The following is a 17374-nucleotide window of genomic DNA, read 5'->3' as shown; positions in this document are numbered from 1 at the left end:
CGCCCCGGCCGGGCGCGGATGTCCCGCGCAGCCGGCGGAGGCCGGATGAGACAGCGGCGCGCTGTGCCGATCCGGCGTCCCGGGAGGACAGAGGAGGGGAATCGATGAGCGTGCGGACGCGGACCGTCGAAGCGCCGGGCCGGGTCGCCCGGCGGGTCCAGGATGCCGAACGGGTGAAATCGGGCGCGGCGCAGCGCGCCTACGCGCGGCGGCGGATGCGTGCCGAGACCGGGTCGGACAGCACCTTCCTGCCTACCGTGCGGCGCTCGGCGATGGCCACTCGCATCCCGTTCGTCACGGCCATCATCGCCTTGCTCGGATGCGGCCTCGCGCTCACCTTGCTGCTGACCACCCGCGCCGCCGAGGACAGCTACCAGCTCGGTGACGCGCGGGCGACGAACCGGCGGCTGGCCGACGAGCGCGCGGCCCTGCAGCGCGAGGTCGAGGTTGCCGATTCGGCGCCGGAACTGGCTCTGCGGGCCCGCGAACTGGGGATGATCCCCGCCAAGGACCCGGCCCGTCTGCTGATCGGACCGGACGGCTCGGTCACCGTGATCGGCAAGCCCACCCCGGCGCAGGGCACTCCCGTGCCACCGCTGAACGCGGGGCCGTCGGCGCGTTCGCCGCAAGGCGAGCGGGTGGTTCCGGTCACCACCACGCCCGGAGCTCCGATACCGGGCAGGCCGAACACCGGGCCGCGGGCCGACGCCCAGGTGAACGCGCCGGCCGGCCCGGTCCCGGCAGCGCCCGCGGCGGTCGTTCCGCCGCAGGCGGGACTGCCCGCGCCCACGCCGCCCCCCGCCGCGCCGCGGCCGCCCGCGGACGCGACCTCGACCGACCCGGAAGCGTCGCAGCAGGCGCCCCAGGGAGTGCCGCAGTGACCCATCCCGGGCCCGCGCCGCGCCGGCGACGCGGGCCTGCGGCACCCCGTGCCACGGGCAGGCCGCGGCCATCCGCCGCGGCTGTCCCGGACGGTCCGCTCCGGTTGCGCCTCGGCGTCGGCCGGGTGGTCATGCTCGTCGCGCTCGCGGTGGTGGCGCTGCAATTGCTGTGGGTGCAGAGCGTCGCGGCGCCCGGGTTGTCCGCGCAAGCGGCCAGCCAGCGCACCACCCATCAGCCCGATCCGGCCACCCGCGGGCCGATCACCGACCGCAACGGCAAGGCGCTGGCCTTCACCGTCTCGGCCAAGGCGCTGCACTTCCGGCCGGTCGCCGTCCGGAAGGAATTGGCGGACGCCAGGGCCAAGAGCGACAAGGCGCCGGATCCGGATCAGCGGCTGCGCGACATCGCGCGCACCCTCCACGAGAAGCTCGGCAAAGACGCGCCCGCGGAATCGGACCTGCTCGCGAAGCTGAACAGCGACGAGCAATTCGTGTTCCTCGCCCAGAACGTCGACCCGCGTATCGCGGACGAGATCACCGAGAAGTTCCCGCAAGTCGGCGCCGATCAGCAGAGTCCGCGGGTGTATCCCGGCGGGTCGCTGGCGGCGAATGTCGTCGGCGCGGTCGGCTGGGACGGCCACGGGCAGGTCGGGCTCGAGTCGTCGCTGGACTCGGTGCTGGCCGGTACCGACGGTTCGCACACCTACGATCGCGGTTCCGACGGCGCGGTCATCCCCGGCAGCTGGCGCGACGAGCAGCCCGCGGTCAATGGGGCCTCCGTCGAACTCACCCTGGACTCGGACCTGCAGTACTACGTGCAGCAGCAGGTGCAGCAGGCCAAGGACGTGTCGGGTGCGGGCAGCGCCTCGGCCGTCGTCCTGGACGCCAGAACCGGGCAGGTGCTGGCGATGGCCAACGACAACACCTTCAACCCCAGCCTCGGCCCGCAGAAGTGGGCCAACGCCCAATTGAGCAACCCGTCGGTCACGGACGTGTTCGAGCCGGGCTCGGTGAACAAGATCGTCACAGCGGCCGCGGCCATCGACTACGGCCTGACCGATCCGGACGAGGTGCATCAGGTGCCCGGCGCGATCCAGATGGCGGGCGTCACGGTGCACGACGCGTGGTCGCACAGCGTCGAGCCCTACACGACCACGGGCATTTTCGGCCGGTCCTCCAATGTGGGCACGCTGATGCTCGCGCAGCGCGTGGGCGAGGATCGCTTCGCCGACATGGCGCACCGGTTCGGGCTCGGGCAGCGCACGGGCATCGGCCTGCCGGGTGAGAGCGCGGGCCTGATGCCGGACCGGGAGCAGTGGTCCGGCGGCACCTTCGCGAATCTCCCTATCGGGCAGGGTCTTTCGATGACGACGCTGCAGATGGCGAGCATGTACCAGGCGATCGCCAACGACGGCGTCCGGATTGCACCCCGGATCGTGCGGGCGAAGGTCGCGCCCGATGGCATGCGCACCGAGGAGATCCAGCCGGACGGCGTGCGCGTGGTGAGCAGGCAGACCGCCGCCACCTTGCGGACCATGTTCCAGGCGGTGGTGCAGCGTGACCCGATGAACGCCAACCAGAACGGCACCGGATGGCCCGCGGCCATCACGGGCTATCAGGTGGCGGGCAAGACCGGTACCGCGCAGAAGGTCGATCGCGCTTGCCGGTGCTACTCCACGTCGTCGTTCTGGATCACCTTCGCGGGCATGGTTCCCGCGGACAATCCGCGGTACGTGATCGGGCTCATGCTCGACGCGCCGGTCCGCAGTTCCGACGGCTCCGGCGGCGGTTCGGTCGCTCCGCTGTTCCACAACATCGCCTCGTGGGCCCTGCAGCGCGACCGCATTCCACCGTCCACGCAGCCGTCCCGGCAATTCGTCCTGCAGGCGGGATGAACGGGTTGTCCCGCCCGGTGCGCCGGGGCTGCGATCGCTAGCGAGACATCGGATCTGTGCGGAGGAAATTGCAGGTGAGCGCGGTATTCGAGGGTCGGAGACGCCCGCAGGACCGCCGCGCGCGTCGCGTCCTCGTGCGGTGGCGTCCCGATGCCGCGTGGCGCGGTCCGGAGCGGGCGGGCGAACCCGTAGGGTGCGGTGGGCGACCTCCCCGGCCTTGCGATGGGGCGCATGGTCCCGCCGTGACCGGTCGCCGGTAACCTGACACGTCGATCGCCGCCCCCGAAAGGAGCCTGGTTTCTGTGCAGTCCGGTCAACCGCGCGCATTGCGGCCAGAGCGTTCGCCGTCGACGCCGCTGGCGTCGCTGGCCGCCGTCATCGACGCCGCGACGAGTCCCGAATCGGCTGTGCGCGGAGTGTCGGTCACCGGCATCGAGCAGCGCTCGAACGCCGTGCTGCCCGGTGACCTGTTCGCCGCGCTGCCCGGCGCCCGCGCGCACGGTGCGCGCTTCGCGCGGGACGCGGTCGCCCGGGGTGCGGTCGCGGTGCTGACCGACGCGGCGGGCGCGGAGCTGGCCGGCCCGCTGGACGTGCCGGTGCTGGTGCGGGAGAACCCGAGAGCGGTGCTCGGCGAGCTGTCGGCGACGATCTACGGCAATCCGTCCGAGCGGCTGCGCATCGTGGGTATCACCGGCACCTCGGGGAAGACCACGACCTCCTATCTGGTGGAGGCGGGCCTGGCCGCGGCGGGGCTGTCCACCGCGTTGATCGGCACGATCGAGACCAGGATCGGCGGCAGGCGGGTGCCGAGCGCGCTGACCACGCCCGAGGCGCCGCAGTTGCACGCGATGTTCGCGCTGATGGTCGAGCAGGGCGTGGACGCGGTGGTGATGGAGGTGTCCAGCCACGCGCTGACGCTGGGCCGGGTGGACGGGGTGCGGTTCGCGGTGGGCGCGTTCACCAACCTGTCCCAGGACCACCTCGACTTCCACGCCGACTTCGAGGACTACTTCGCCGCCAAACGCAAGCTGTTCGAACCGGATTCGCCGGTCGCGGCGCGCACCGCCGTGGTCTGTGTGGACGACGAGTGGGGGCGGCGGCTGGCCGCGGGTCTGCCGAACCCCGTCACCGTGGCGACCACCAGGACCGCCGCGTGGAGCGTCACCGGCGCGGTGGCGGCGCACGGCGGCGAACAAGACTTCACCGCTGCCGGTCCGCACGGGGAGATCCCGGTGCGGCTGCGGCTCCCGGGCCACTACAACGTCGCCAACGGCCTGCTCGCGGTGGCGGTGTGCGCCGCGGCGGGCGTCGAGCCGTCGGTCGCGGCGCCCGCCCTGGCGACCGTGGACGTGCCCGGCCGGATGCAGCGGGTGGAGCGCGGACAAGACTTCCTGGCGATCGTCGACTACGCGCACAAGCCCGCGGCGCTGGAGTCCGTGATCGCCACGCTGCGAGGGCATCTCGCGGCGGACACCGCGGGACGGCTCGCGGTGGTGATCGGCGCGGGTGGCGACCGGGACGCGGCGAAGCGGCCGCTGATGGGCGCCGTGAGCGCGCGCGGGGCCGACCTGCTGGTCATCACCGACGACAATCCGCGCACCGAGGACCCGGCGGCCATTCGCGCCGCCGTGCGCTCCGGTGCGCTGGAGGTCCCGGAAGCCGAGCGCGGCGAGGTGCGGGAGATCGGTGACCGAGCGGAAGCCATCGCGGCAGCGGTGGCGTGGGCGCGCCCCGGTGACGTGGTGCTGATCGCGGGCAAGGGACATGAGGCAGGGCAGGAGATCCAGGGCGTGAAGCACCCCTTCGACGACCGCGACGTACTCGCGGCCGTATTGGAAAGACGCAGTCCGCAAGGTGACCACGCGGAGGACTTGACGGTTTCATGATCGAGATGACACTGCGGGAGATCGCGGAGGTCGTCGGCGGCACGCTGCACGACGTCGCAGACCCGGAGGTGCGAGTGACCGGCGCGGTCGAATTCGATTCGCGCCGAATCGATTCCGGCGACCTGTTCCTGGCACTGCCGGGCGAGCGCTCCGATGGCCACGACTACGCGGGCGCGGCGATCGCCGCGGGTGCGGTGGCGGTACTCGCGGCGCGGCCGGTGGGCGTGCCCGCCATCGTGGTCACCCCCACCCGTGGCGCCGTACCGTCGAGGTCGGTTGCGCTCAGCCATGATTCGGATGGTTCCGGCGCAGCGGTGCTCGCCGCGCTCGCCGCGCTGGCGCGCGCCAGCGTGTCGCGTCTCGTCGCCGCGGGCGGGCTCACCGTCGTCGGCGTCACCGGCTCGTCCGGCAAGACCTCCACCAAGGACCTGCTGGCCGCCGTCCTGGCGCCGCTGGGCACGGTGGTGGCTCCGCCGGGATCGTTCAACAACGAACTCGGGCATCCGTGGACGGCGCTGCGCGCCGACGCGGGCACCCGTTTCCTGGTGCTCGAGCTGTCCGCGCGCGGGCCGGGGCACATCGCCGCGCTGGCCGAGGTGGCGCCGCCGGGCATCGGCGTGGTGCTCAACGTGGGCACCGCGCATCTCGGCGAGTTCGGCAGCCGCGAGGCCATCGCGAAGACCAAGGGCGAGCTGGTCGAGGCGTTGCCGCCGACCGGGCTCGCCGTGCTCAACGTCGACGATCCGCAGGTGGCCGCGATGGCCGCGCGCACGTCGGCGCGAGTGGTGACCGTCGGGCAAGCCGCCACCGCCGACGTGCGGGCCACCGACATCCGGCTCGACGACCAGGCCAGGGCCGCGTTCACGGTGCACACCCCCGCGGGCAGCGCGCCGGTGCGCCTGGCCGTGCACGGCGAGCACCAGGTCGGCAACGCGCTGTCGGCGATCGCGGTCGCGCTGGAGTGCGGCGCCGATCTGGACACCGTCACCGCGGCGCTGTCCGGTGCGCGCGCCGCGTCCGCGCGCCGGATGGACGTACGGACCACCGCGGACGGCGTCACCGTCGTCAACGATTCCTACAACGCCAACCCGGATTCGGTCCGCGCCGCGCTCAAGGCGCTGGTGAGCATGGCGCGCGCGGCCGACTCGCCGCGGCGCAGCTGGGCGGTGCTCGGCGAGATGGCCGAACTCGGCGAGGAATCCGTCATCGAACACGACGCCATCGGGCGGCTCGCGGTGCGGTTGGACGTCAGCCGGGTGGTCGTCGTCGGCACCGGGCGGCCCGCCCGCGCGCTGCACCAGGGCGCGGTGATGGAAGGGTCCTGGGGTGAGGAATCGGTCCTGGTACCGGACATCGGCGCGGCGATCGCGCTGCTCGAACGGGAAGTCGCGCCCGGCGACGTGGTGCTGGTGAAGGCATCGAAGTCGGTCGGCTTGTGGGCGGTCGCCGAGCATCTGACCGACCCGGCCGCCCGTGGCGGCGCGGCGAACAGCGGGGTGGGACAGGACACGGAGGCAGCAGGATGAGGCAGATTCTCTTCGCCGCGGCGATCGCGCTGACGGTCTCGATCCTGCTCACCCCGCTGCTGATCCGGTTGTTCGCCAAGCAGGGCTTCGGACAGGAGATCCGGGTCGACGGACCCGCCAGCCACCAGGCCAAGCGCGGAACCCCCACGATGGGCGGCGTCGCCATCTTGGTCGGCATGTGGGCCGGTTACCTCGGCTCCCATCTGATCGGCATCGGCTACGACGCCGACGGTCCGTCGGCGTCGGCGTTGCTGGTGCTCGGCCTGGCCACGGCCCTGGGCGCGGTGGGTTTCGTCGACGACTTCATCAAGATCCGCAAGCAACGCAACCTGGGTCTGACCGCGGCGGGCAAGTACATCGGCCAGCTGTCCGCGGCCGTGATCTTCGGCTTTCTCGCCTTGCAGTTCCGCGGCGCGAGCGGGTTGACCCCCGCCAGCAGGCACCTGTCCTACGTGCGCGACATCAGTACGGTGACCATGGGCGTTGTCGTGTTCCTGGTGTTCGTCTGCTTCGTGGTGGTCGCCTGGTCCAACGCGGTGAACCTCACCGACGGTCTCGACGGGCTGGCCGCCGGATCGATGAGCCTGGTGCTGGGCGGATACGTGATCATCACGTTCTGGCAGTACTACCACGCGTGCGAGACCAAGCCCGAGACCGGCTGCTACAACGTGCGCGATCCGCTGGACCTCGCGCTGGTCTGCGCCGCGGGCGCGGCGGCGTGCGTCGGGTTCCTGTGGTGGAACGCCGCGCCGGCCAAGATCTTCATGGGCGACACCGGTTCGCTCGCGCTGGGCGGCCTGCTGGCGGGCCTGTCCATCACCACCCGGACCGAACTGCTGATGATCGTGATCGGCGCGCTGTTCGTCGCGGAGACGGCGTCGGTGGTGTTGCAGGTCGCGGTCTTCCGCACGACGCGCAACCGGTTGTTCAAGATGGCTCCGTTCCACCATCACTTCGAACTCAGCAAGTGGGCCGAGACGACGGTGATCATCAGGTTCTGGCTGCTGGCCGCGATGGCCTCCGCCGTCGGGCTCGGGCTGTTCTACAGCGAATACCTCTCCGCGGTCGGGTGAGCGAGATGGTCGAACATTCGCCGCGGGCCCTGCGCTCACCTGGCCCGATGCTGGAATTCCTGCGCGGTCGCGACGTTCTGGTCGCAGGCTGGGGAGTGTCGGGACGCTCGCTGGTCGAACCGCTGCTCGACATCGGCGCGCGCCCGGTGGTCACCGACGGCGGCGCCGCCGCGCTGGCCGAGGCGGCCGGGCTCGGGCTCGACGTGGCCACCACCACGGAGCTGGAGAACGCGGACTGGAGCCGGTTCGCGCTGGTGATCACCAGTCCGGGCTGGCGGCCGGACTCGCCGGTGCTGGCGTCGGCGGTGGCCGAGGGCACGCCGGTGTGGGGTGACGTGGAGTTCGCCTGGTGGGTCGACCAGGCCAGGATTTACGGTCCGGTCCGCAAATGGCTGGTCGTCACCGGCACCAACGGTAAGACCACCACCACGCAGATGACCCACGCGATCCTGCGGGCCGCGGGCATCGCCAGTGTCGCCTGCGGCAACATCGGCCTTCCCATCCTGGACGCCCTGCGGCGCAACCCCGGCCCGCAAGTGCTCGCGGTCGAGCTGTCGTCGTTCCAGCTGCACTGGGCGCCGTCGGTGCGCCCGGAGGCTGGGGTCGTGCTGAACGTGGCGGAGGATCATCTGGATTGGCACGGCGGCCTGGACGCCTACGCCGCGGCCAAGGCCAGGGCGCTGGTCGGCCGGGTCGGTGTGGTCGGGTTGGACGATCCGGTCGCGGCCTCGCTGGCCCGCAAATCCAAGGCACGCCGGACCGTGGGTTTCCGCGTCGGAGTGCCCGCCGACGGCGAGCTCGGCGTCGTGGACGGCAAACTGCTCGATCGCGCGTTCACCAAGGCCGCCATCCTCGCCGAGGTCGGCGACATCAGCCCGCCCGGCCCCGCCGGCGTCGCCGACGCGCTCGCCGCGTCCGCGCTGACCAGGGCGATCGACGTCGCGCCGCAGTTCGTCCGGGAAGGTTTGATCGAGCACAAGGTCGGCCCGCATCGATCGGCGTTCGTGCGCGAGCTGGCCGGCGTCGAGTTCGTCGACGATTCCAAGGCCACCAATCCGCATGCCGCGCGTTCATCGATCCTGGCGCATCCGCAGGTGGTCTGGGTGGCCGGTGGCCAGCTCAAGGGCGCGCACGTCGAGGATCTCGTCGAGGAGGTCGCCGACCGGCTGGTCGCCGCGGTGCTGATCGGCGCGGACGCGCCGGTGATCGCGGCCGCGCTGGCGCGACACGCGCCCGAGGTCCCCGTGGTGGAGCTGGTCGCGGGAGACGATGCAGGGATGGGTGACAAAGCGTCGAGAGCCGCCGCGGCCGACGCCGTGATGGCGCGTGCGGTGCGAGCGGCCGCCGGGTTCGCCCGCCGCGGCGACACCGTGCTGCTGGCCCCCGCCGCCGCGTCGCTGGACATGTTCGAGGATTACACCCATCGGGGCCGCAGCTTCGCCGCTGCGGTGCACGCCCTGGAAGACGGTGACATGGGGACCACCGACGCCGGAGGTTTGCGGTGACCGCCGACCGGGGCGGGTGCGGTGTCCAGGCCCGCCCCGGTCGGCCCAGTCATCTCCCCGCACCGAGCGGCAGCCACAGCGGTGCACGCCGTCGCCGCGCTTGCGGCCGCGGCCAGGACGCCCTCCGAGAGCGACGACAGCGGGCAGGGCGGGAGAACGTTTCGTGACTTCGGGTAACGGCAGGCGTTGGACCGGTAGGGCAGCCCGGACATCGGCCGCGCGAAAAGCCGGCCCGCAAGCGCCGCGCGTCGGCGGGGCGGGACGAGGTCCCGCGTCGTGGCTGGCGCGGCCGCTCGCGTCGTTCCATCTGGTCGTGACGATCGCCACGCTGCTGACGGCGCTCGGGCTGGTCATGGTCCTGTCGGCATCCGGAGTCGTGGAGTACGCGGAGGGCGGGTCGGCGTATTCCCTGTTCATCCAGCAGACGTTGTTCGCGGCGATCGGCGCCGTGCTGTTCTACCTGGCCCTGCGGGTTCCGCTGCGCCTGTTGCGCCAGGCGTCGTTCCCGCTGTTCGCGATGTCGGTGCTGGCGCTGGTCCTGGTGCTCATCCCGGGTATCGGCACGCAGGTGCAGGGTGCGCGTCGCTGGTTGATCTTGGGCCCCGTCTCGGTGCAGCCGTCGGAGGTCGTGAAGGTGACCTTGATCGTCTGGGGCGCGCACCTGCTCGTTTCCCGGCGCGCGATCGGGTCGAGTCTGCGGGACATCCTGGTGCCGCTCGTCCCGGCGGGCGTGCTGGTGTGCCTGCTGATCGTGGTCCAGCCGAATCTCAGCACGACAGTCGCGGTGGGCATCATCCTCGGTGCCCTGCTGTGGTTCGGCGGTCTGCCGGTGCGGCTGTTCGTGACGATCGCGATCTCCGGTGTCGTTGCCGCGGGCGTGCTCGCGATGTCGGCCGGTTATCGGTCGAATCGGGTCCGGTCGTTCTTCAATCCCGGCTCCGATCCGCAGGGCGACAATTATCAAGCACGACAGGCCCTGTATTCGCTTGCCGACGGAGGCATCTGGGGCAGAGGGCTGGGACAGAGCCGGGCCAAGTGGAGCTACCTGCCGAACGCGCACAACGACTTCATCTTCGCGATCATCGGTGAAGAACTGGGGTTCCTGGGCTGCGCACTGGTGCTGGGACTGTTCGCGTTGTTCGTCTACACCGGACTGCGTATCGCCGCCCGGTCGGCTGATCCGTTCCTGCAATTGCTGACCGCCTCCGCGACGACGTGGATCGCCGGACAAGCCATGATCAACATCGGGTACGTGGTGGGTCTGCTGCCGGTCACCGGCCTACAGCTGCCCTTGGTGTCGGCCGGTGGCTCGTCGCTCGCGATCACCCTGCTCATGTTCGGGCTCATCGCGAACGCCGCGCGACACGAACCGGAGGCCGTCGCGGCGCTGCACGCCGGACAGGACGGCCGTTTCAGTAGGCTGTTGCGGTTGCCCAAACCCGAGGTGTACGCCCCGGCTCGGGCGAGCGCGGCCCGCCGCGGCCGGGCGCCACGACAGGCCGACCGCGGACCGTCGGCGCTCCCGCGGGGGCGGGGCGGCCGGTTCGGCGCGGAACCGGCGCGGCGTCGCTCGCCGGAGAGCCGCGGCACCAGCTCGGCGCGCGCCACCCGGGCTTGGGAACCCAGCTATCCGGTCAATCACGCAAGAGAACGGGGAAGATCCAGGTGATCTCGGTAATCGTCGCGGGCGGCGGCACGGCGGGCCACATCGAACCGGCGCTTGCGGTGGCCGACGCGTTGCGGCGGCTCGACGACGGCATCCGAGTGACGGCACTGGGCACCGAACGCGGCCTGGAGACCCGCTTGGTCCCGGAACGCGGCTATCCGCTCGAGCTCATCCCTCCGGTCCCGTTGCCCCGCAAACCCACCGCCGATCTGCTGCGGTTGCCCGGCCGGGTGCGGGCCTCGGTGGCCGCCACCCGCTCGATCATCGATGCGGTCGAGGCCGACGTGATCATCGGTTTCGGCGGCTACGTGGCGCTTCCGGCGTATCTGGCGGCGGGTGCGGGCGTGCTGCGCCGCAGACGTCCGGTCCCGGTGGTGGTGCACGAGGCGAACGCGAAGGCCGGTATCGCCAACAAGGTCGGCGCTCGCCGCGCCGCGCGAGTGCTCGCGGCGGTCCCGGACTCCGGTCTGCCGGACGCGCGGGTGGTGGGCATCCCGGTGCGCGCCTCGATCACCACACTGGACCGCGCCGCGCTGCGCGCCGAGGCGCGGGCGCACTTCGGTCTCCCGGCCGACGGGCCGGTGCTGCTGGTCTTCGGCGGTTCCCAAGGTGCTCGGACGCTGAACGAGGCGGTTTCCGGTGCCGCTGCCCAGCTCGCCGCCGCGGGCATCTCGGTGCTGCACGCGCACGGCCCCAAGAACACCCTCGACGTGGACCGGGCCGAGGGGGACGGCGCCCGGTACGTGGCGGTGCCGTACCTGTCCCGGATGGACCTCGCCTACGCCGCCGCCGACGCGGTGGTCTGCCGATCGGGCGCGATGACCGTCGCCGAGGTCTCCGCCGTCGGGCTGCCGGCGTTCTACGTGCCGCTCCCGCACGGCAACGGGGAGCAGGAACTCAACGCCCGCCCCGTGGTGCGCCAGAGCGGTGGCAGAATTGTCCCCGATTCCGAGTTGACGCCGAAGTACGTGATCGATGAGGTGATTCCGCTGCTCATGGACCCCGAACGGCTGATCGAGATGGGCCGGGCCGCCGCAGGCGCCGGGCACCGTGACGCCGCCGACGAGGTGGCGCGGATCGCGATGGAGGTGGCGCGCCGATGAGCGACACCACCGCCGACCGGGTGGCCCCGGACACCGGCGCCGAACGGACCGGGCTGCCCCCGGAGCTGGAGCGCGTCCACATGGTCGGCATCGGCGGGGCCGGGATGTCCGGCATCGCGCGGATCCTGCTGGCTCGCGGCGGCGCCGTGTCGGGGTCGGACGCGAAGGAGAGCCGGGGCGTGCTCGCGTTGCGCGCTCGGGGTGCACAGGTGCGGATCGGCCACGACGCCACCGCCTTGGATCTGCTACCCGGCGGCCCGACCGCGGTGGTCACCACGTACGCGGCCATCCCGAAGACCAATCCGGAACTGGTCGAGGCCGGGCGGCGGGATATCCCGGTGTTGTTGCGGCCCACGGTGCTGGCCTCGCTCATGCGGGGGCATCGCACCCTGCTCGTGTCCGGAACGCACGGCAAGACCTCTACCACCTCGATGCTCATCGTGTCGTTGCAGCACTGTGGGCTCGATCCGTCCTTCGCGGTGGGTGGGGAGCTGAACGAGGCGGGCACCAACGCCCATCACGGCACCGGCGACATCTTCGTGGCGGAGGCCGACGAGAGCGACGGCTCGCTGCTGCAATACGACCCGGACGTCGCCGTGGTCACCAACATCGAATCCGATCACCTGGATTTCTTCGGCTCCGACGAGGCCTACGTGCAGGTCTTCGACGACTTCGCCGATCGGCTCGCCGCGGGCGGCCTGCTGGTGGTGTGCCTGGACGATCCGGGCTCGCGGGCGCTGGCCGAGCGGGTCGGCGCGCGCTTGACCGAGCGGAACGTGCGCGTCCTCGGTTACGGCTCCGGCGACCTCGCGGACGCGCCGGTCCCGGTGGGCGCCCGGTTGCACAGCTGGGAACCGCGGGACGTCGGCGGCCTCGCGCAATTCCAGCTCGCCGACGAGGCCGCGCCGCGCACGCTGCGCCTGTCGGTGCCGGGCAGGCACATGGCGCTCAACGCGCTCGGGGCCCTGCTCGCCGCTCAGGCCACCGGCGCCGACGTGGGTGAGATCGTCCAAGGCCTGGAAGGGTTCGGCGGCGTGCACCGCCGATTCCAGTTCGCCGGGCGGGAGAACGGCGTGCGGGTGTTCGACGACTACGCCCACCATCCCACCGAGGTGCGTGCCGTACTCGGCGCCGCCGCCGAATTGGTCCAGCAGGAGGCCCGCGACGGCGCCCGCTCCAGGCAGGGCCGGGTGATCGTGGTCTTCCAGCCGCACCTCTACAGCCGGACCGCGACCTTCGCGCAGGACTTCGGCGCCGCCCTGAGCCTGGCCGACGAGGTCGTCGTACTCGACGTCTACGGCGCGCGGGAGAAGCCGCTGCCGGGCGTGAACGGAGCGCTGGTCGCCCAGTCGGTGACGAAGCCGGTGCACTACCAACCGGACATGTCGCGGGTCGGACGCCAGGTCGCGGGGTTGGCGTTGCCGGGCGACGTGGTGATCACCATGGGCGCGGGCGACGTGACGATGCTCGGCAGCCAGATTCTCGACGGATTACGGGCGCGTCCCCAGCACGGACGGTGACCGGGGGTGCGCGGAGTCGGGTCGGCGCGCGCGGCCGGGCGTCGCGCGGGCGATCGGTTCGGTGAGATCGAATGGCGCCGGATCCGCCTGTGGGGATTGCTGGGCGTGTGCGTCTTTACAGTGGTCGCCGCGATCGCGTGGTTCACTCCGGCGCTGTCGGTGCGCACGGTACGCATCGACGGGGCGGTAGCGGTGCCCGAGCAACAAGTGCGGGATCTGCTCGAAATTCCGTCCGGCCGCTCGATACTGAGAATCGACACCGACGCCATGGCGCGGCGGGTGGCGAGCATTCCGAAGGTGCGCACGGCACGGGTGCAGCGGATATTTCCGTCCACGGTCCGGGTGACGGTCGTCGAACGCGCTGCGGTGTTGTTCTACGACAGTCAGGACGGCGCGCATCTGCTGGATGCCGATGGCGTGGAATTCGCGGTCGAGCCCGCGCCGATCGGCGTGCCGAAGTTGATCACCGATCATCCCGGCCGCGCCGATCCGCTGACCAGGGCGGCGGTCGCTGTGCTCGCCATCGTGCCGCCTGCGCTGGCAGTTCAGGTGAGTGAGGTTGCGGCGCGGTCCCTTTCGGACATTTCGCTGAATCTGAAGGACGGCCGCACGGTACTCTGGGGCGGGAGCGACGACGCCGAACGAAAGGCGGCGGTGGTGTTGCCGTTGTTGACGCGCCCCGGAACGGTGTTCGATGTGTCGAGTCCCAATCTGGTCACGGTAAAGTGATCCACACCCATTGCGCCCAGATATTTTTCGGCGGTCCGGGAGTAGTTCCGGCGCGGAGAAGGGGGCCGGGGGGCAACCGTTCACCATACGACGTGTGGAGCGGCGAGACGAGCGGGATCACGCAAGATTCTGGCTCTCGTTTCGGCGCGCCTGCGCGCGTATCGCGTCGGCTGCGAATAGCGTTCCGCACCAGTCGGATACTTGACATAACGCTAACCCTATGGTTGAGCTTTAGGGTTTGCCCGAGCCGCGGTTCGCTCCTCGCAGCGACCCGACCCCCGGCGCGGGCCGCGCAGCGGCGTGCCGAGCATCCGGAAACGACAGGCTTTAGATCGAAGGAAGGCGAGAGCCCATGACGCCCCCGCACAACTACCTTGCGGTGATCAAGGTCGTCGGTATCGGCGGCGGCGGTGTGAATGCCGTCAACCGGATGATCGAGCAGGGACTCAAAGGTGTCGAGTTCATCGCGGTCAACACCGACGCCCAGGCGCTGCTGATGAGCGATGCCGACGTCAAGCTCGACGTCGGCCGTGAGCTGACCCGCGGGCTCGGCGCCGGCGCGGACCCCGAGGTCGGGCGCAAGGCCGCCGAGGATCACAAGGACGAGATCGAAGAGGTGCTCAAGGGCGCCGACATGGTCTTCGTGACCGCGGGTGAGGGCGGTGGCACCGGCACCGGTGGCGCACCGGTCGTCGCGCAGATCGCGCGCAAGCTCGGTGCGCTCACCATCGGCGTGGTGACCCGTCCGTTCTCCTTCGAGGGCAAGCGGCGCGGGAACCAGGCCGAGGTCGGCATCAACCTGCTGCGCGAGTCGTGCGACACGCTGATCGTCATCCCGAACGACCGGCTGCTGCAGCTCGGCGACGCGGCGGTGAGCTTGATGGACGCCTTCCGCTCCGCGGACGAAGTGCTGCTCAACGGTGTGCAGGGCATCACCGACCTGATCACCACCCCCGGTCTGATCAACGTCGACTTCGCGGACGTCAAGAGCGTGATGTCGGGCGCGGGCAGCGCGCTGATGGGTATCGGTTCGGCGCGCGGCGAGGGACGCTCGGTGAAAGCGGCGGAAGCGGCGATCAATTCGCCGCTGCTGGAAGCGTCCATGGACGGTGCGCACGGCGTGCTGCTGTCGATCGCGGGCGGGTCCGACCTCGGCCTGTTCGAGATCAACGAGGCGGCGTCGCTGGTGCAGGAGGCCGCGCACATCGAGGCCAACATCATCTTCGGCACCGTGATCGACGATTCGCTCGGCGACGAGGTCCGGGTCACCGTGATCGCGGCGGGCTTCGACGGCGGCGGCCCGGCCCGGCGCACTTTCGAGAGTGCGGGCCGCGGCACCATCGGCACGGCTCGCTCGGGCGAGATCGGGCAGAGCCGCACCAGTGAGATCACCTCGCGCGGCAGCGACAGCACCCCGAGCACGTCTCCTACCGGTACGGCGGGCCGCGGCACGCTGCCGAGCTACCGGGACACCGAACGGCCGCGCACCCTGGGCGAGCCGACGGTGACGAGCAACACGCGATCGCACATCACGCCGCCGGACGCAGGCGACGATGACGACGACGTCGACGTGCCGTCGTTCATGCGGAGGGGCTGAGCGCTGGAGTCCGGTTCCGGCGCAGGCCGGGACCGAGCTGGAAAGAGCGATCCCGGCCCGCGCCGGGACGCGTCGGAGGGACATGGGGAGTGGTGTCCCGGAGTACGACCGTCGATCGATGCGACGAATACGGGGGACGCCGGCGCGGGGGCCGGCCGGGGGTGACCGGGCTTCGGGTGCCCGATGCGACGCAACTGTCCCGACACCGGCCGAAGTTCCGCTCTCTACCTGGGCATTTCGACGCCGCTCGCGGAGCGCCACTACGCTCGTCGCCATGACTATCGCGCCGACCATCACTGTCCGACGGGTCACCACGACCAGGTCCGGAGGCTTCTCGGCGCCCCCTTACGACTCGTTCAATCTGGGTGACCACGTCGGCGACGATCCGGCGGCCGTGCGGCGCAACCGCGACCGGTTGGCCGAGGGCATCGGCCTGCCGCCCGAGCGCCTGGTCTGGATGGAACAGATCCACGGCCGCAATGTGGAGATCGTCGACGGCCCGCGCGCCGAACCGGTCCCGGCCACCGACGCGCTCGTGACCACCGTGCCCGGACTCGCGCTGGTCGTGCTCACCGCCGACTGCGTGCCCATCCTGCTGTCCGACGACCAGGCGGGCGTGATCGCCGCCGTGCACGCGGGGCGGATCGGCGCGCGCATCGGCATCGTGCCGCGCGTGCTCGAGGCGATGGTGGCAGTCGGCGCCCGGCTGGAGCGGGTGGGCGCGTTGCTCGGTCCCGCCGCCTCCGGCCGTCAGTACGAGGTCCCGGCGGCGATGCGCGCCGATGTCGAAGCGCACCTGCCCGGAAGCGCGACCACCACGGTCCGCGGCACCCCGGGGCTGGATCTGCGCGCGGGCATCTCCCGGCAGCTCACCGAGGCGGGCGTCGGGGCGATCGCCGTCGACCCGCGCTGCACCATCGAGGACCACACCTTGTTCAGCCATCGCCGTGGCGCGCCGACCGGCCGGATCGGCGGCGTGATCTGGATGGAGGCCACGGCATGAGCGGTCAGGCCCGGAGGCGGCAGCGCAGCGTGACCACGCAGGGCCCCGCTCATGCCGACAACAGATACGGCATGAGCGGTCAGGCCCGGAGGCGGCAGCGCAGCGTGACCACGCAGGGCCCCGCTCGTGCCCACAAGAGATACAGCATGAGCGCGCGAGCCGCCGCTGGGCCGATGCCGCGGAGCGTCGCCGAGGTGCGGGCATGAGCGCCGACGCGAAGACCGCGGTGGACGGTGCGCTCGCGGTCCGGACCGCCGAACTGTCGGAGAACCTGTCGGGCCTTCTCGCCCGCATCGAGGCGGCGTGTCGCGCGGCCGGGCGGGCGCCGGATTCCGTGCGTCTGTTGCCGGTGACGAAGTTCTTCCCCGCCTCGGACGTGGCGATCCTGCACCGGCTGGGCCGGCGCGAGTTCGGCGAGTCACGCGAGCAGGAAGCCGCGGCCAAGGTGGCGGCCCTGCGTGAGGAAGACCTCACCGGCATCCGCTGGCACATGATCGGGCGGTTGCAGCGGAACAAAGCGCGTGGTGTCGCCCGCTGGGCGCACACCGTCCACTCGGTCGACAGCGAACGTCTGGCAACCGCTCTGGACGCCGGTGCCGTGGCCGCGCTGGAGGCGGGCGAGCGCACCGAGCCGCTGCGGGTGTTGCTCCAGGTGAGCCTGGACGACGACCCGGCCCGAGGCGGTGTCCCGGCGGGCGATCTTCCCGCGCTCGCCGAACGGATTGCGGACGCTCCGGGATTACGTTTGTCGGGTCTGATGGCCATTCCTCCGTTGGACGCGAAGGCTGATGCCGCATTTGCGCGACTTGCGACGTTGCACACGTTGTTGCTCGCCGATCATCCGGACGCGACAGAGCTTTCCGCGGGAATGTCGGGCGATCTGGAATGCGCGATCGAACACGGTTCGACGGTTGTGCGTGTCGGTACCGCCTTGATGGGTATACGCCCGATAACCTCGGGCTAGCAAAGAAACCTCATCAGTCACATTCG

The 17374-nt window shown here is 71.2% G+C and carries 13 protein-coding genes; all 13 read left to right on the top strand.

Annotated features, from left to right (window positions below; translation table 11 throughout):
* Positions 1–104 precede the first annotated feature (104 nt).
* The 13 genes from ACWEKR_RS14980 (at position 105) to ACWEKR_RS14920 (ending at position 17348) form a co-directional block, all read left to right on the top strand.
* Positions 105–881, top strand: coding sequence for a hypothetical protein (locus ACWEKR_RS14980; protein WP_452354941.1), 777 nt, complete (start codon positions 105–107; stop codon positions 879–881).
* Positions 878–2776 (top strand): peptidoglycan D,D-transpeptidase FtsI family protein, encoded by a 1899-nt coding sequence (locus ACWEKR_RS14975; RefSeq protein ID WP_452354940.1) that lies wholly within the window; start codon positions 878–880, stop codon positions 2774–2776. The genes ACWEKR_RS14980 and ACWEKR_RS14975 overlap by 4 nt, the downstream gene beginning before the upstream one ends.
* A 302-nt stretch (positions 2777–3078) precedes the next feature.
* Entirely contained in the window at positions 3079–4662 is a 1584-nt protein-coding gene (locus ACWEKR_RS14970; RefSeq protein WP_452354939.1) for a UDP-N-acetylmuramoyl-L-alanyl-D-glutamate--2,6-diaminopimelate ligase, read from the top strand.
* Positions 4659–6188 (top strand): UDP-N-acetylmuramoyl-tripeptide--D-alanyl-D-alanine ligase, encoded by a 1530-nt coding sequence (locus tag ACWEKR_RS14965; protein WP_452354938.1) that lies wholly within the window; start codon positions 4659–4661, stop codon positions 6186–6188. Before ACWEKR_RS14970 ends, ACWEKR_RS14965 begins: the two co-directional genes overlap by 4 nt.
* Positions 6185–7261 (top strand): phospho-N-acetylmuramoyl-pentapeptide-transferase, encoded by a 1077-nt coding sequence (gene mraY, locus ACWEKR_RS14960; RefSeq protein ID WP_452354937.1) that lies wholly within the window; start codon positions 6185–6187, stop codon positions 7259–7261. The genes ACWEKR_RS14965 and mraY overlap by 4 nt, the downstream gene beginning before the upstream one ends.
* Before the next feature lie 47 nt (positions 7262–7308).
* On the top strand, positions 7309–8766 hold the full coding sequence (gene murD, locus ACWEKR_RS14955; protein ID WP_452355130.1) for a UDP-N-acetylmuramoyl-L-alanine--D-glutamate ligase: 1458 nt from the start codon (positions 7309–7311) through the stop codon (positions 8764–8766).
* Positions 8767–8929: 163 nt separating this feature from the next.
* Complete coding sequence (ftsW, locus tag ACWEKR_RS14950) at positions 8930–10435, top strand: putative lipid II flippase FtsW (RefSeq protein WP_452354936.1); 1506 nt, start codon at positions 8930–8932, stop codon at positions 10433–10435.
* Positions 10432–11535: an undecaprenyldiphospho-muramoylpentapeptide beta-N-acetylglucosaminyltransferase gene (gene murG, locus ACWEKR_RS14945; protein WP_452354935.1), complete on the top strand. Its 1104-nt coding sequence runs from the start codon at positions 10432–10434 to the stop codon at positions 11533–11535. Before ftsW ends, murG begins: the two co-directional genes overlap by 4 nt.
* On the top strand, positions 11532–13055 hold the full coding sequence (gene murC / locus ACWEKR_RS14940) for a UDP-N-acetylmuramate--L-alanine ligase (RefSeq protein ID WP_452354934.1): 1524 nt from the start codon (positions 11532–11534) through the stop codon (positions 13053–13055). The genes murG and murC overlap by 4 nt, the downstream gene beginning before the upstream one ends.
* A 6-nt stretch (positions 13056–13061) precedes the next feature.
* Positions 13062–13784, top strand: coding sequence for a cell division protein FtsQ/DivIB (locus ACWEKR_RS14935; protein ID WP_416382612.1), 723 nt, complete (start codon positions 13062–13064; stop codon positions 13782–13784).
* Between the two features lie 352 nt (positions 13785–14136).
* Positions 14137–15381, top strand: coding sequence for a cell division protein FtsZ (gene ftsZ, locus ACWEKR_RS14930; RefSeq protein ID WP_452354933.1), 1245 nt, complete (start codon positions 14137–14139; stop codon positions 15379–15381).
* 274 nt (positions 15382–15655) lie between these two features.
* Positions 15656–16384 carry a peptidoglycan editing factor PgeF gene (gene pgeF / locus ACWEKR_RS14925; protein ID WP_452354932.1) on the top strand — a complete coding sequence of 243 codons (729 nt, stop codon included), beginning with the start codon at positions 15656–15658 and terminating at the stop codon, positions 16382–16384.
* 202 nt (positions 16385–16586) lie between these two features.
* Positions 16587–17348, top strand: coding sequence for a YggS family pyridoxal phosphate-dependent enzyme (locus ACWEKR_RS14920; protein ID WP_195090676.1), 762 nt, complete (start codon positions 16587–16589; stop codon positions 17346–17348).
* The last annotated feature ends 26 nt before the right edge of the window (positions 17349–17374 follow it).

The sequence above is a fragment of the Nocardia sp. NPDC004573 genome (genome assembly GCF_053602135.1).
The sequence above is the reverse complement of the archived record's forward strand: the minus strand, read 5'-3'. Positions and strand labels throughout refer to the sequence as shown.

Excerpts from the sequence above, each read along its gene's own strand:
- ACWEKR_RS14980 (WP_452354941.1), top strand. The coding sequence starts at position 105 with ATGAGCGTGCGGACGCGGACCGTCGAAGCGCCGGGCCGGGTCGCCCGG.
- ACWEKR_RS14965 (WP_452354938.1), top strand. The coding sequence starts at position 4,659 with ATGATCGAGATGACACTGCGGGAGATCGCGGAGGTCGTCGGCGGCACG.
- mraY (WP_452354937.1), top strand. The coding sequence starts at position 6,185 with ATGAGGCAGATTCTCTTCGCCGCGGCGATCGCGCTGACGGTCTCGATC.
- murD (WP_452355130.1), top strand. The coding sequence starts at position 7,309 with ATGCTGGAATTCCTGCGCGGTCGCGACGTTCTGGTCGCAGGCTGGGGA.
- murC (WP_452354934.1), top strand. The coding sequence starts at position 11,532 with ATGAGCGACACCACCGCCGACCGGGTGGCCCCGGACACCGGCGCCGAA.
- ftsZ (WP_452354933.1), top strand. The coding sequence starts at position 14,137 with ATGACGCCCCCGCACAACTACCTTGCGGTGATCAAGGTCGTCGGTATC.
- pgeF (WP_452354932.1), top strand. The coding sequence starts at position 15,656 with ATGACTATCGCGCCGACCATCACTGTCCGACGGGTCACCACGACCAGG.
- ACWEKR_RS14920 (WP_195090676.1), top strand. The coding sequence starts at position 16,587 with ATGAGCGCCGACGCGAAGACCGCGGTGGACGGTGCGCTCGCGGTCCGG.